The organism is Microcoleus sp. S28C3 (genome assembly GCF_036700785.1).
Taxonomy (GTDB): domain Bacteria; phylum Cyanobacteriota; class Cyanobacteriia; order Cyanobacteriales; family Microcoleaceae; genus Microcoleus; species Microcoleus asticus.
The window spans coordinates 43,903-57,324 of the sequence record NZ_JAUBPO010000008.1 but is presented as its reverse complement, the minus strand read 5'-3'; the positions used below and the strand labels follow the sequence as shown (position 1 = coordinate 57,324).

The window sequence follows — 13,422 nt, the reverse complement described above, 5'->3', positions numbered from 1 at the left end:
CCAGTTAGGGTCGCTATACTGAGTATAAATAGTGCTATTAACAGCAGAGACCCAACCACAAGTTGCATACCAAAAGTTAAATTAGGAGGGGGCAATGAAAGAGCGGGAAGATTTTTTACATCCTCGCAATCGCTACTACGGTGATTTCACGCCAGAAAACTTGGCGTTTAATGCCAATTTGCAGGAGTTTGCTCAAAAAATCACTTATATTTGCTCGCTAGAAACTGGGGGAAAAATTAGCTCTGAGAAAGCCTATAAAGATATTAAGGCGCTTTGGAAAGACTTAAAAACCTCTAAGAAGCAATTGGGAATTGGGCAAAAACCCTCCAGCACCGATGGGGAAAATTCACCTTAAAGTCATCGAAGCAAACGCAGCGATCGCCATCGAAAACCCCTGCGAGGGCGATCGCTGCATTTTGCTGCGTACCCAGTAAATGTAAGATGCTTGCTGCACCCTACGAAGTCTATGGTTTGGGAGTTGGTGTTGCTTGTCCTGAGAAGGGAGTACAATTGCCGCCGAGGCCAGAAGTAATCGCGCAAGTATTAGTTTTCAACATTCCCTCATAGGTATCAGCACCGGTGCCGGGGCCGCCCAACTCGTCGCTGTAAAGTTCCTTGTCCGAAATTTTGACATTTGCCTCCCTCGCCACAGTTTCCATCAACTTATGATTAGTTGTGGTTTCGACAAAAATTGTCGGCACTCCTGCAGTCTTCATTTCTGAGGACAATTCCGCAATTCTGGCGGCTGTGGGCTGTTCCTCTGTTGTCACACCCTGCAAAGCTCCAGCAATCTCCAAACCGTAAGCATCGGCATAGTAACTCAGAGCATCGTGAGTTGTGACTAATTTTCGTTTTTCCGCTGGAATTGTCGCAATTTGAGCTTTTATCCAAGTATCTATTTTTTGCAACTCATCTGTTAAGCTTGCTGCATTTTTGGTATAAAGTTGAGCATTGCTGGGGGAAACTTTGCTCAATTCATCCCGAATTGTTTCTACCATACGGATGCCATTTTGAGGGTTATGCCAAACGTGAGGGTCAGGACTTTTTTCGCCTTCTGCGTGGGGTTGGTTTTCCGCTTTCTCTTCGCCGTGTTCGTCCTCGTGTTCGCCCATCAGCGGTTTGGGAACTGCGAGTTCGTGTACGGCGATTTTGGGCGCGGAATTACTGCTGGATTGAATTAACTTAATGATGCTGGGTTCGTGGTTGTAGCCGCCGTATAAAATCAGATTTGCTGTTTCAATCGCTTTGCGGTCTTCCGGCTTGGTTTGATAGGCGTGGGGGTCGTCTCCCGGCTTGATGAGACAGATGGTGTCGATCGAACTTTGAGCAATTTCTTTAGTTATGTCGCAGATAACGCCAGTCGTGGCGACCACTTTGGGCAAGTTGGCGGCGGAACTCTGTGGCCCCCCATTGCTTGGGTTCTGTCCTCCACTGCACCCAACCACTCCGCAGCCGATAGCCAAAACAGCCGCACCGCAAAATCTCCCGCTTTTTCCAGGCAACTTCTTTAACATTTTTACCTTTGGAACGATAATCGTTATTGCTTTTTCGAGTTATCCTATTCTAGTAGGTACGAACAAGAATCGTTCTCAAAAGCTTGAATTATGTTAGAAGTGCAAGACTTAGCTGTCAATTACCGAGGAATTTCGGCCCTCAACAGCGTGAATTTCCATTTAGAATCGGGACAATTAACTGGTGTGTTCGGCCCCAACGGCGCGGGGAAAAGCACGATGGTGAAAGCGATGCTGGGATTGATCCCGGCCTGTCGGGGTTTGGTGAAATATCAGGGGCGGTTGTTGAAGCAACAGTTGTCGCGGGTGGCTTACGTGCCGCAGCGATCGCAAATTGACTGGGATTATCCGATTACGGTGTGGAATGCGGTGATGATGGCGCGAACTGTCCAGACTGGTTGGTTTCGCAGTCCCTCGAAGCAGTCGCAAGAATTGGTCAAAGCTGCTTTGCTGCGGGTGGGAATGTGGGATTTGCGCGATCGGCAAATTGGCGAACTCTCTGGCGGACAGCAGCAGCGGATTTTCTTAGCAAGGTCGATCGCCCAACAAGCCGATTTATTCTTCTTCGACGAGCCTTTTAACGCGATCGACAAAGCAACAGAAGAGATTATTTTTGATATTTTTGCCGAACTCAAAGCCGAAAATAAAACATTGCTAGTAATCAGCCACGATTTAGGCGAAACTTTAAAACAGTACGACAATTTATTGTTGCTAAATAAGCATTTAATTGCAACTGGTTCCTGCCGGGAAGTGCTCACAGCCGCTAATATTCAAAAAGCCTATGGATACGATTTAAGTTTAGTTTCGGCGTAAGCAAAAAAAGATCTATCTTTAAAGTTGATTGTCGCACGGGCGTCCCGCCTGTGCAGTTGATTGTGCTTTCAAAAATCCTATTATTGATGTAATTAAATGTTAAACCTACTAATTGAGCCACTACAATTCGAGTTCATGCGAAATGCGATCGCCGTCGGAATTTTGCTAGGCATTCTCTGCGCCGTTGTTGGCTCCTATTTAATTGTACAGCAAATGGGAATGATGGTTGACATGATTGCCCATTCAGTATTAGCAGGATTGCCAGTTGCTTTTTCTTTAGGTTTCAATATTTCGATCGGCGCGTTTATCTCGGGAATTATCAGCACGGTAATTATGGCGTGGATTCAATCGCAATCGCGCCTCAAAATTGATGCCGTCATGGCATTAATTTTATCTACATTTTTAGCAATTAGCATCACCTTGATTAGCCTGTTTCGGACAACCAAATTAGACCTAGACGGTTTTCTGTTCGGAAATATCTTGTCAGTTGCACCTGCTGACGTGCAGCAGACTTTTGTCATAACTTTGATAATTTTGGTGGCGGTTAAACTCCTTTACAAAGAACTGCTATTCTATACTTTTGACCCCCTGGGGGCGCAAGCGTCCGGTTTGCCTGTAAACTGGATTTATTTCGGGATGATTTCGGCGATTACGCTGACGATTGTTGCGAGTTTGCAAACTGTGGGGGCGCTGTTAGTAATTTCGCTGTTAATCGGACCCGGAATTACGGCGTATTTGTTGGTAAAAGAGCTGCATTTAATGATGGGATTGGGATCAATTATTGGGATTACAGCTAGCGTGACTGGTATGTATTTCAGCTATTATTTGAATATGCCGTCTGGTGCGGCAATTGTATTAGTTGTTTTTGGGTTATTTTTACTAGCTTTGCTGTTCAGTCCCAGTCAAGGGATTTTGACAAGAAAGAGAGGATAACACTCCTGGACGCACAAGGTTTATCTGTTGTGCGTTTTTTACGCTTACTTACCCAAAAAGTAATTTAACGCCCTACTTATAGTAATCTAGGATTTTGTAAAGAGCAAGTTCAGTCCTGGACGCACTTCTACGCTTAGAAACCGGGTTTTTTACTCGATGCGGTCTGCAACGAAGTAGACGCTCGAAAAACCCGGTTTCTGGGCACCAGTGGGTAAGTCCTAAAGTTTTCAATTGTATATGTTTTAGTCAAACGGGTGCGTATGCGAACTTAGCACCCCGCGAACTCTTTGCCGCCCATAGATTGTGACCAAACCAGCAATTCACCTGCACAGCCGCCCGCGACCAGAAACTGGCCTTCGGGATGCCATGCCAGACAGGAAAAACCGCCCTCTGCACCTTCTAGAATTTGCAGCAATTGTTCTGCTTCGTACCACAAACAAAGTTGACCGTCTGCGGCTGCGGAAGCTAATAAAAATGTGCTAGGTTGAAAGGCGATCGCATTTACAACTTTTTCATGCACCTCTAACCCCCAAGAATCCCAACCGATACTTTCATCAGCGTGTTTTTCCCACACTGAAATGCCTTCCGAACTCGCAGCAGCTAACAAAGGCGCACCCAATGAATTAGTTTTATCCGACCAAGCTAACTCCCGAACTTTCCCCGGAAAACCCTGCATTACCCAGGGTTCAAAATTGCCCCATTCATTAACAATTAGAGTGTTGTCCATATTGCCACAAGCTAAATATTCCCCTTGTGGCGACCAAGCAATTGCACCTGTTGCAGAGGGGACTGATAAAATTTCCGGGTCTTCGTCCCAGTCTTCGCCATGCCAAACTTTGACACCTTGATAGCCGCTAACTGCCAGATATTGAACCATAGGATGCCATGCTAAATCGAGGATAGATGATGAGTCGAAATTCAGCGTTACTTCAACAACATTATCCTCAGCATTCCATACTTGAACGTACCGGCCCATACTGAAAGCTAACTGGTTGCAGTTGGGACTCCAAGCTAACTTGTCAACCCAGACGCGCTGGTTATCCAAACCAGCAATTAATTCCCCAGAATTAACGCGCCAAATTCGCACTTTTCCATCTTGTCCGCCAGCAGCTAGGAATTGACTGTCGCGGGAAAAAGACAAGCAATCGGCTGATTTACCCGTGGCAGTTTGTAGCGTTTGCAAGGACAATTTATTAACTGCCCCTACTGTCGCCAGCATCACTTCGCCCGCAGCAGAACAGACTGCTAAAGTTGTACCATCCGGCGACCAAGTAACAGCAGTTACGTAGTCAGACAGCATTGCTTCGGCATGAATTTCCAGGGTTTGTTCACTTTTATTTGTCTTTTCGTTACCCATATTTATTGAATCTGAGATGTTGCACTATTTTTAAGAACGGGCAAAATGCCCGTTCCACAAGAGATGAAGTTTATTCTTGTGGAACAGGCATCTTGCCTGTTCCTAAAAGGCTGATTAAAAATACTTCAAGATTTCAGTTAAACCAGACATTTACGGAAATCCTCTCGCAATTGATTTTCGTTTAAGTTGCGACCGATGAATACGAGTTCATTTTTCGGAGTTTCGGTGGCTTTCCAAGGTCTATCCGGTCGGCCATCAAACACCATGTGTACTCCTTGGAAAACAAATCGCTTGTTGTCTCCGGCGACATTCAAAATGCCTTTTGTCCGAAAGATATTCGGCCCTTGAGTCCGCAACAATTCCTCAATCCAATCGCTGAATTTGTTGCGGTCAATAGCGCCGGATTCTACTATTGCTACGGAAGTAACTGTTTCGTCGTGTTCGTGAGTGTGTTCGCCCAAAAAGTCTGGTTCGATTTCTAATGCCCGGTTCAAATCAAATGCTTTGACGCCCAACAAAGCCTCCATTGCTAATTCAGCGTTGCGGGTGCGGTAAATTTTTGCCATTGCATTCATCGCACGAATTCGCTTTTCTAATTCTGCCAATTCTTCCTCAGTCACTAAATCAGTTTTGTTGAGCAAAACTACATCAGCGAAGGCAATTTGTTCTTGAGCTTCGTCTGCGTCCCAGTGCTGCCAGATGTGCTTGGCATCGACTACGGTGACAACTGCATCTAGCAGCAATTTTTCCCGCATATCTTCGTCAACAAAAAAGGTTTGAATTACGGGTGCGGGGTCGGCTAAACCTGTGGTTTCGATGACTATGTGGTCGAATTTGTCTCGCCGCTTCATCAAGTTACCGATAATCCGAATTAAATCGCCTCGGACTGTACAGCAAATGCAGCCGTTGTTCATCTCGAAAATTTCTTCGTCGGCATCAATTATCAGTTGGTTGTCGATGCCTACTTCGCCGAATTCGTTGACGATGACTGCAACTTTTTTGCCGTGTTCCTGTGTTAAAATGCGGTTGAGTAGCGTAGTTTTGCCTGCACCCAGATAGCCTGTGAGAACGGTAACAGGAACTGATTCGATCGCCCCAGCAGTCACCATACTTGACCTCGATTATTGTACAATGATAACCATTATCGCTATTCTATACCAGACTTGCTGGCAGCGGTCACAATATTAAATAATGTTAATAAATTGTTCGTGAGAGCTTGGAGGAGCGAGTTTTACCAATAATATTTGCTGCAATTCAAAATATCCCTCAACCCGCCCCTCTGAGATGACAATTAATTGTTAATCATTGCTGCAATTCGATCGCGCTCTAACTCTCGACCGATCAGCACTAATTTAGTTTGACGGAGCTCGGAAGGTTGCCAAGGACGATCGTAAAAATATTCTATCCGCGATCCCACACCTTGCAACACCATCCTCATCGGTTTCTTGGGAACCGCCACAAACCCTTTAATCCGATAGATTTCCTCCTGCTGCATCAAGGACTGCAGTTTTTTCACCAAAGCTTCAGGTTCAAATTCGCGATCGGCAATAAAGAAAGTCGAGTTAATATCATCATCGTGTTCGTGTTCCTCCTCGGCATCGTGGTGACTCGGGCGAGACTCCAAATCATCCTCAACCGCCGCATTAAATCCCAGTAGCACATCGGGGTTAATGTCGCCACCTTTGCAGGGCACAATTTTTACACTCGGACGCAATTCTTGCTGCAACCAGCTTTGGACTTTCTGGTGAGTTTCCGCATCTACGCGATCGACCTTCGTTAAAAGTACCATATCGGCACAGGCTAACTGGTCTTCAAACAATTCCTCGATCGGAGTTTCGTGATCTAAACTAGAATCAGCCTGTCGCTGTGCCATCAAAGCATCGATATCACCGACAAAAGTACCGCTAGCAATAGCTTCGCAATCCACAACAGCAACAACACCGTCCACAGTAGCACCGGTGCGAATTTCCGGCCAGCGAAAAGCTTGAATCAAAGGTTTAGGAAGTGCGAGGCCAGAAGTCTCAATTAAAATACAATCAATTTGCTCTCTACGCTTCAACAATTCCTGCATAGTCGGCAAGAATTCCTCTTGAACAGTGCAGCAAAGACAACCATTTGTTAGTTCAACAATATTGCTGCTGACATTTTCTTCTTCGTCGCAAACTTGGCAATCGCGCAGCAGTTCTCCATCAATTCCGATTTCGCCAAATTCGTTAACTAGAACAGCAATGCGGCGACCTTGATTATTTTGCAATAAGTGGCGAATTAAGGTAGTTTTGCCGCTACCGAGAAAACCAGTGATGACAGTAACAGGAATTTTGTGCATTGATAATTTTGTGCTTATTTGGTGATGGGATATCTCGTTTCCAAGCATAGCCTGGGAATACCGATCTAGAGGCTCTGCCTAGCTGGAATAAAGGAGCGCTTTTAATACGAAGCAGAGCCTATGCGTATGCGTTACCAGGCAAACCCTAGGAACGAGAAGGAAAAACTAAAGTCCCTACTACAAACCTATCTAATTTGGTAGTGGTGGAATCTTTGCTAAAACGCCTTTTTTCAGAGCTTGAGGACGCTCAGACCAAGGCAACAAACCGTCAGGTTTGGCATAGTATTGACCCGCGCATTCGAGTACAGCCTCGACGCTTTCCGACTCATTTGCTGGTAAATCGCCAAACAGATAAGTGTACTTTCCAACAGCAGCAAAAGACACCGCACAAGAGTGACTGCAAGCACTCATGCACTCAACTTCTTGAATCTCAAATTTATCAGAAAACTCCCAATCTTTAGCGAGTTTCGATAAGTCTTCCATAAATTGTTGGCCGCCGCTTTTACCTTCGCGCTTGCCGTTTTTCCAAACACTAGCGCAAGCAGTGCAAACAAACAGACTGTGCTTTGTGCGTACAGCCGTGTTAATTCCATCCATCATCCGTACCTCGCAGATGCGTTCAAAAGTGAGTTAGATATCGGCGGGCATTCTGACTTGAGAAACCACAACGGTTTCATTACAGTTGCGGGACAGCGCCGGACTTGCACCGAACTTTCCCCGTTTCCTCTAACGGCTGCTCCCCGCTAGAACCGATCGCGAAATCAAATCCTATCACACTTGCCGCCTTTTTTCAAAAAAGTTATGTTTGTAGGAGCGATCGTTTCGTTCGTAGTAAGGACTTTAGTCCTTATAAGATAACGGCTTCAGGACTAAAGTCCTTACTACCAACCATAGTAATTACCTATGAACGCTTTTCCAGACTTTTCCAAACATGGCTATCAAATAAGTCGCGAACTCGGATACAACAGTTTGGGCGGCCGCGTCACCTATCTTGCCACAAAAATTAACACAAAAAAATCCGTTGTAATTAAGCAATTTCAATTTGCCCAATTAGGTGCTAGCTGGGAAGAATACGAAGCTTACGAACAAGAAATTAAAGTTTTGCAAAATCTCGATCGTCCTGGCATTCCCCGCTATCTCGATTCTTTTCAAACTGACAGCGGTTTCTGCATGGTGCAGGAATACAAAAATGCCGAATCTGCTGTCGCGCGGACTTTTTCTCCGCCGGATATCAAGCAAATTGCGATCGCCACTTTAGAAATTCTAGCTTACCTGCAATCCCAAAAACCGCCCGTAATCCACCGCGACATCAAACCGGAAAACTTGTTAATCGACGAACAGTTAAATGTTTACTTAGTAGACTTCGGTTTTGCTCGGCTAGGAGGTGGAAATATCGCGGCTAGCAGCGTCGTCAAAGGCACGATGGGATTCATGCCACCGGAACAAATGTTCAACCGAAAATTAACAAAAGCATCCGACCTTTACGGCTTGGGTGCGACGCTGATTTGCTTGTTAACTGGTACAAAATCAGTGGATGTCGGCAACTTGATCGACGATAATTATAGCATTCATTTTCGGCATTTAGTACCGCCGTTGCAGCAGGGTTGGATGAACTGGCTGGACAGGATGGTAGCACCGAGATTGCAAGACCGATACAAATCAGCCACTGAAGCTTTGGCGGTTCTGAAATCTTTGGATGTTAGCCGTTTGCCGAAAGTGAGGCTTGAGCGCGATCGGCTTAAATTTACAGCTACTGAATATGGAGAAATCTTAACACGCGCGATCGCCATTAGCAACCCAATTCCCGATACAATTTTATCAGGAAGATGGGAAGTCGCACCGCATCCGAATGACCCGCCACATACCCCTTACGATCACTCTTGGATTTTTTGTGAACCGCAAGCATTTGAAAACAATAATATTAAGTGTCAAATTCGAGTTTACACTCAAAAGTTGCTAGCAAGTAAAACTTATAAACGCCAAATTATCTTGCGTGCCAATTCTGAGCCAGAAATTCATACAATAGAATTGCAAGTTACAACAGCCCCGCTGCCCGTACCGCAAAAAAATATTTTTTTGTCAGTATGCTGGCTGACTTTTATGTGCTGTTTGATTTTAGCAACTTTTCTGTGCTATTCTAGCTTATCAGGTTTGATACTTTACTTAAAGGATCATGGTAATTTCAATGATCCAGAGCCTTCCAGCTTTTTGAATTCTTGGATTACTACTATCATGCTGACAATCTGCATTACGAGTGGATTATTGGGATTTTTAGTCGCAGAAATTGCCATTACATCCAACTTAAAAAAATATGATTTTAATTGGCTTGGAGCTTTATGTGGAGGGTTGATAGGATTAATGTTCTCTGGTTTTATTAGTATATTAATCAGTATTGCTTTTGATATCCCGAAAGGTATGAGCGATTATCAATTAATAATTTTTGTGTGTGCTGGCTTAGTGCTTGTTTCGATCTCAGTAACTTTACTTGGAGCCTTAATACTAGGAAGTATTATGAATTCTACGATCGTAGCAGTTATTATGCTGCTTTTATTGTTTTCATTGTATGTTTATATGGGAGTGATGGGGCTGATGGTGAGCGTTATAGTAGTCTTGATTCTAGCGCTAGCATCCCTGATTTACAAGATTGTCAATTCGACATTTAACAATCTGATTGACGAGCTGATATCCAGACAAATCCTTGAAGTAGATGCTACAAAAATAACTTTTATTACTACCGGATTCTGTATAAGTTTGGGAGTAGCATTTCAACTATTTTTAAAATTCGTCACTCACTTAAAATCGGTTGAACCAATGGAACTTATAGCTGTAGGAGGAACTACAATGGCATTTTTAGCCGTTACTGCAATTCCGCTAATTAACATGATTTTTTTTAAACCAAAAAGAATTCTTGCCGACTATCGCAAATCCCAACCCAATTTAATTAAACCGTAAAAACTTTTTCATAGTAAGGACTTTAGTCCTTGAGGACTAAAGTCCTTACTACGAACCTTACAAATTACCTATGAATGATTTTCCTGATTTTTCCAACTACGGCTATCAAGTAACTCGCGAACTCGGACACAACCGCGCGGGCGGTAGAGTTACTTATCTCGCTACTGAAATTAATACCGAACGTTCCGTTGTTGTCAAACAATTTCAATTTGCCCAGACTGGTGCTAATTGGGCCCAATATCAAGCTTACGAAAAAGAAATTGAGATTTTGCGCGCACTAGATAACCCCAACATTCCCCGTTATTTAGATTCTTTCCAAACAGCATCGGGTTTCTGCATGGTACAGGAATACAAAGATGCTAATTCCCTCGCTACTTCGCCGCAGCAAACACCGCAAAAGACTAAGCAAATTGCTATCTCTGTGTTAGAAATACTCAAATACTTGCAAAATCGGGTGCCGCCCGTTATCCACAGAGATTTGAAGCCGGAAAATATCTTGGTGGACGATCGCCTCAATGTCAGCCTTGTCGATTTCGGATTTGCTAGAATCGGGGGGGGAGAAGTCGCTGCCAGCAGCGTTGTCAAAGGCACCTTGGGCTTTATGCCGCCCGAACAAATGTTCAACCGCCAGCTAACAGTCGCATCCGATTTATACAGCCTCGGCGCCACGCTAATTTGCTTGCTAATCGGCATCAATTCTACCGAAATTGGCAGCTTGATGGACGACACGGGGCGGATTAATTTTAAACATCGCTTACCGCAGCTAACTCCACAATTTCTTGACTGGCTGCAAAAAATGGTGGAACCGAATTTTAAACACCGCTATTCTTCCGCAGATGCAGCCCTCAATGATTTAATTTCCCTGGAGGTAGTTCGCCAGCCTAAAAAATCAAAACTTCCACTCATATCAATCGGAGTGTTGACAGCAAGTGCTGCTATTTTTATCCCGTTTATCCTGAAATCTCCTAAACCTCAACAACTAGCTAAGTCCCTAACAGAAACCAGCCAACAGAATGTAAAACCTGTGACTCAAGTGATGTTAACTAGCGAGCTAAAATCGGAACAAATTAGAAATTTTGTGTCTTTAAAAAAACCACATAAAGTTTATTTTGCTGTCAGTGTAACTAACTTGTCCAAGGGAGAATATGAAGGTATTTGTAGGGTATTTGACTCTCAAGGAAAATTGGCAGCCCAGGGTATATCTCGTTTAAGAACAACGGCAGAGCGACTAAATACTTGGTGCGGGTACAATTTTACAAAGGATGCCAAGCCTGGGAATTGGAAGTTTGAATTTTATTTAGACAATCAAAGAATGACACAAAATAGTTTAAAGGTATTACCTTAAAATAGTTGTACCGGGCGGGCAGTGAATTTCTGTGCCGTCAAAAGTTGGCTGCGTCGGATTGCTTTGATACCCCTCCTTTTCCGGCTCGCTTTCGCAGATGGCTGAAATAGTTGTTAGTTGATTGCTAACATCTTTTTTGAAAGCAAATACTGCTCCTATATATACTGCGCCGTACTCTTTTTCCTCGGGTACAGAGAAATCCATAGGTATAGAAATTGCGATCGCCCTTTCAAATTGTGCTGGTTCGCGCTTATTCTCCAAGGTTTGAACTGGCTCCATTAATGATGACTGAAATTCAAGCTTATAGTTATCTTTTGTGCCGACACCTTGTACACCCAACCCTTCCAGGGAATCACTAAATTTGTTATTTTTTGCATAGTAATCTTCCTGCGCTTTATTGATCGAAGCCATCTCTGCTTCTGCTGCCCAAGATTGGCCACTATCTGCTGCCGAAGATTTGCCACTACTTGAGATTTTAATAGTGTTGAGTTTGAAATTGTAAAAAGATGCTAGTATGCCAGCAAAAAAGCCGCTGTAAATTAAACTCCGTACCAGCAGACTGGATACTAAAAATCTGATTTTTTTACTTTTTTTATCTATATCTGTTGACATTTTTTTAACTGTCATAAAGTAAATTTGCCAAGCTTGTAGGGTGCGCCACAAGCACCCTACAAACTATAAATTATGCAGTTTCGTGCTGTTTGTGCCATGCGGGATGCCACAGTAATTCAGCAGTCGATCGCTTCTCGACCATTTCAGGAGTAATCATACAGTTAGCCACATCCTTGCGAGAAGGCAACTCGTACATCACATCCAGCATTAACTCTTCTAAAATGCTGCGGAGAGCTCTGGCGCCAGTTTTGCGACGATAGGCCTCCTGGGCGATCGCCCGCAGCGCTTCCGGCTGGAATTCCAATTCCACGCTGTCCATCTTCAACAGCTTTTGATACTGCTTCACCAGCGCATTCCGGGGTTCGGTCAATATCTGCATCAAAGCTGCTTCATCCAGCGGCGAAATCACCGTCACCACCGGAATCCGCCCGACAAACTCAGGAATCAAACCAAACTTGACTAAATCGTCAGGCTGTACCTGCTGCAAAATATCAGCAGCCCGCTTATCCTTAGCCGGCAAAGTTGAGTTGCTGTCGCTTTCTGTTGGCTGAATAAAGCCCAAGGATTTTTTACCCAAACGCTGTTCAACTATTTTTTCCAAACCGACAAAAGCACCGCCGCAAATAAATAGAATTTTGCTCGTGTCAACTTGAATAAAATCTTGGTAAGGATGTTTGCGGCCTCCTTGCGGGGGCACGTTAACCACCGTTCCTTCCAACATTTTTAGCAGCGCTTGCTGCACTCCTTCTCCTGATACATCCCTGGTAATCGAAGTATTTTCGCTTTTGCGAGCAATCTTGTCAATTTCATCAATATAAATAATGCCGCGCTGCGCCGATTCGACATCAAAATCCGACATTTGCAGAAGCCGCAGCAAAATATTTTCTACATCGTCGCCGACATATCCAGCTTCTGTCAGCGTCGTCGCATCCGCTACCGCAAACGGGACTTCCAGCATTTGCGCCAAACTTTGCGCTAACAAAGTTTTGCCACAACCTGTCGGCCCGACTAGCAGGATGTTGGATTTTTGCAGTTCTACATCGCTGTCAGGAGAAGACTTGTCGCTATCTTTAGCTTGGTCAACGCTCAAGCGCTTGTAGTGGTTGTAAACTGCTACAGAAAGGACTTTTTTTGCTGAATGCTGGCCGATGACGTGGTTGTCTAAATGCTGCTTGATTTCTGTCGGTTTCGGAATTTGACCTAAAACAATTTTCGATTTATTCGATCGACCCGGACGCCGCGTTCCTTGTCCCTGAGACTCTCGCACCTCTGATTGGGGAATCTGTTGACCAATTGTTTTACTGGAGTCAAAGAACTCCTCCTCTAAAATTTCATTGCACAGTTCCACGCATTCATCGCAAATGTAGACCCCGGGCCCAGCTATTAACTTGCGGACGTACTCTTGCGACTTGCCGCAAAAGGAGCATCTCAGATGGGAGTCATATTTTGACATATTTGCCTCTTACTTTACGGTTGCGGTTGCTTGTTTCTACTGGGGAAGTTGCCGCGGGATCGACCTTAGCTCTGCCCTAGAAAGGTTTCCCGATCGGACACCCAAGCCAGTCAGTCGATT

At 44.4% G+C, this 13,422-nt stretch carries 12 protein-coding genes and 1 riboswitch; of the genes, 5 read left to right on the top strand and 7 right to left on the bottom strand.

The genetic code is table 11. The features are described from left to right. Window positions 1-94 precede the first annotated feature (94 nt). Window positions 95-355: a DUF7219 family protein gene (locus QUA13_RS04375; protein ID WP_333196921.1), complete on the top strand. Its 261-nt coding sequence runs from the start codon at window positions 95-97 to the stop codon at window positions 353-355. Between the two features lie 109 nt (window positions 356-464). On the opposite strand, the gene QUA13_RS04370 is transcribed toward QUA13_RS04375, so the two are convergent. Then, entirely contained in the window at window positions 465-1,514 is a 1,050-nt protein-coding gene (locus tag QUA13_RS04370) for a metal ABC transporter solute-binding protein, Zn/Mn family (protein WP_333196917.1), read from the bottom strand. A 90-nt stretch (window positions 1,515-1,604) separates the two neighbouring features. Here QUA13_RS04370 and QUA13_RS04365 point away from each other — a divergent pair, with 90 nt between their 5' ends. Continuing rightward, window positions 1,605-2,324 carry a metal ABC transporter ATP-binding protein gene (locus tag QUA13_RS04365; protein WP_333196915.1) on the top strand — a complete coding sequence of 240 codons (720 nt, stop codon included), beginning with the start codon at window positions 1,605-1,607 and terminating at the stop codon, window positions 2,322-2,324. A 96-nt stretch (window positions 2,325-2,420) separates the two neighbouring features. After that, entirely contained in the window at window positions 2,421-3,257 is an 837-nt protein-coding gene (locus tag QUA13_RS04360) for a metal ABC transporter permease (protein ID WP_333196914.1), read from the top strand. Between the two features lie 268 nt (window positions 3,258-3,525). On the opposite strand, the gene QUA13_RS04355 is transcribed toward QUA13_RS04360, so the two are convergent. The 4 genes from QUA13_RS04355 to QUA13_RS04340 form a co-directional block, all read right to left on the bottom strand. After that, window positions 3,526-4,614, bottom strand: a complete 1,089-nt coding sequence (locus QUA13_RS04355) for a WD40 repeat domain-containing protein (RefSeq protein WP_333196913.1) — start codon at window positions 4,612-4,614, stop codon at window positions 3,526-3,528. Between the two features lie 137 nt (window positions 4,615-4,751). Beyond that, entirely contained in the window at window positions 4,752-5,723 is a 972-nt protein-coding gene (locus QUA13_RS04350; RefSeq protein WP_333196911.1) for a GTP-binding protein, read from the bottom strand. 182 nt (window positions 5,724-5,905) lie between these two features. After that, window positions 5,906-6,940 (bottom strand): cobalamin biosynthesis protein CobW, encoded by a 1,035-nt coding sequence (cobW, locus tag QUA13_RS04345; protein WP_333196908.1) that lies wholly within the window; start codon window positions 6,938-6,940, stop codon window positions 5,906-5,908. A 189-nt stretch (window positions 6,941-7,129) separates the two neighbouring features. After that, a complete protein-coding gene (locus QUA13_RS04340) occupies window positions 7,130-7,540 on the bottom strand; it encodes a DUF1636 domain-containing protein (protein ID WP_333186900.1) in 411 nt (136 codons plus the stop codon). Window positions 7,541-7,562: 22 nt separating this feature from the next. Then, window positions 7,563-7,709, bottom strand: a riboswitch (cobalamin riboswitch). Window positions 7,710-7,843: 134 nt separating this feature from the next. On the opposite strand from QUA13_RS04340, the gene QUA13_RS04335 reads away from it, so the two are divergent. Both QUA13_RS04335 and QUA13_RS04330 read left to right on the top strand, forming a co-directional pair. Continuing rightward, window positions 7,844-9,892 carry a protein kinase domain-containing protein gene (locus QUA13_RS04335; protein ID WP_333196906.1) on the top strand — a complete coding sequence of 683 codons (2,049 nt, stop codon included), beginning with the start codon at window positions 7,844-7,846 and terminating at the stop codon, window positions 9,890-9,892. Between the two features lie 70 nt (window positions 9,893-9,962). Then, the gene (locus QUA13_RS04330; RefSeq protein ID WP_333196904.1) at window positions 9,963-11,237 is read left to right on the top strand and encodes a serine/threonine-protein kinase; all 1,275 of its coding nucleotides are present in this window, start codon (window positions 9,963-9,965) and stop codon (window positions 11,235-11,237) included. On the opposite strand, the gene QUA13_RS04325 is transcribed toward QUA13_RS04330, so the two are convergent. Together QUA13_RS04325 and clpX are read right to left on the bottom strand one after the other, a co-directional pair. Continuing rightward, window positions 11,229-11,864, bottom strand: a complete 636-nt coding sequence (locus QUA13_RS04325) for a type IV pilin-like G/H family protein (RefSeq protein WP_333196903.1) — start codon at window positions 11,862-11,864, stop codon at window positions 11,229-11,231. The two genes, QUA13_RS04330 and QUA13_RS04325, sit on opposite strands and share 9 nt — an antisense overlap. 55 nt (window positions 11,865-11,919) lie before the next feature. Then, window positions 11,920-13,302 carry an ATP-dependent protease ATP-binding subunit ClpX gene (gene clpX / locus QUA13_RS04320; RefSeq protein WP_333186910.1) on the bottom strand — a complete coding sequence of 461 codons (1,383 nt, stop codon included), beginning with the start codon at window positions 13,300-13,302 and terminating at the stop codon, window positions 11,920-11,922. Between the last annotated feature and the right edge of the window lie 120 nt (window positions 13,303-13,422).

Excerpts from the sequence above, each read along its gene's own strand:
- QUA13_RS04325 (WP_333196903.1), bottom strand. The coding sequence starts at position 11,864 with ATGACAGTTAAAAAAATGTCAACAGATATAGATAAAAAAAGTAAAAAA.
- cobW (WP_333196908.1), bottom strand. The coding sequence starts at position 6,940 with ATGCACAAAATTCCTGTTACTGTCATCACTGGTTTTCTCGGTAGCGGC.
- QUA13_RS04355 (WP_333196913.1), bottom strand. The coding sequence starts at position 4,614 with ATGGGTAACGAAAAGACAAATAAAAGTGAACAAACCCTGGAAATTCAT.
- QUA13_RS04335 (WP_333196906.1), top strand. The coding sequence starts at position 7,844 with ATGAACGCTTTTCCAGACTTTTCCAAACATGGCTATCAAATAAGTCGC.
- QUA13_RS04360 (WP_333196914.1), top strand. The coding sequence starts at position 2,421 with ATGTTAAACCTACTAATTGAGCCACTACAATTCGAGTTCATGCGAAAT.
- QUA13_RS04365 (WP_333196915.1), top strand. The coding sequence starts at position 1,605 with ATGTTAGAAGTGCAAGACTTAGCTGTCAATTACCGAGGAATTTCGGCC.
- QUA13_RS04375 (WP_333196921.1), top strand. The coding sequence starts at position 95 with ATGAAAGAGCGGGAAGATTTTTTACATCCTCGCAATCGCTACTACGGT.
- QUA13_RS04340 (WP_333186900.1), bottom strand. The coding sequence starts at position 7,540 with ATGATGGATGGAATTAACACGGCTGTACGCACAAAGCACAGTCTGTTT.
- QUA13_RS04330 (WP_333196904.1), top strand. The coding sequence starts at position 9,963 with ATGAATGATTTTCCTGATTTTTCCAACTACGGCTATCAAGTAACTCGC.
- clpX (WP_333186910.1), bottom strand. The coding sequence starts at position 13,302 with ATGTCAAAATATGACTCCCATCTGAGATGCTCCTTTTGCGGCAAGTCG.
- QUA13_RS04370 (WP_333196917.1), bottom strand. The coding sequence starts at position 1,514 with ATGTTAAAGAAGTTGCCTGGAAAAAGCGGGAGATTTTGCGGTGCGGCT.
- QUA13_RS04350 (WP_333196911.1), bottom strand. The coding sequence starts at position 5,723 with ATGGTGACTGCTGGGGCGATCGAATCAGTTCCTGTTACCGTTCTCACA.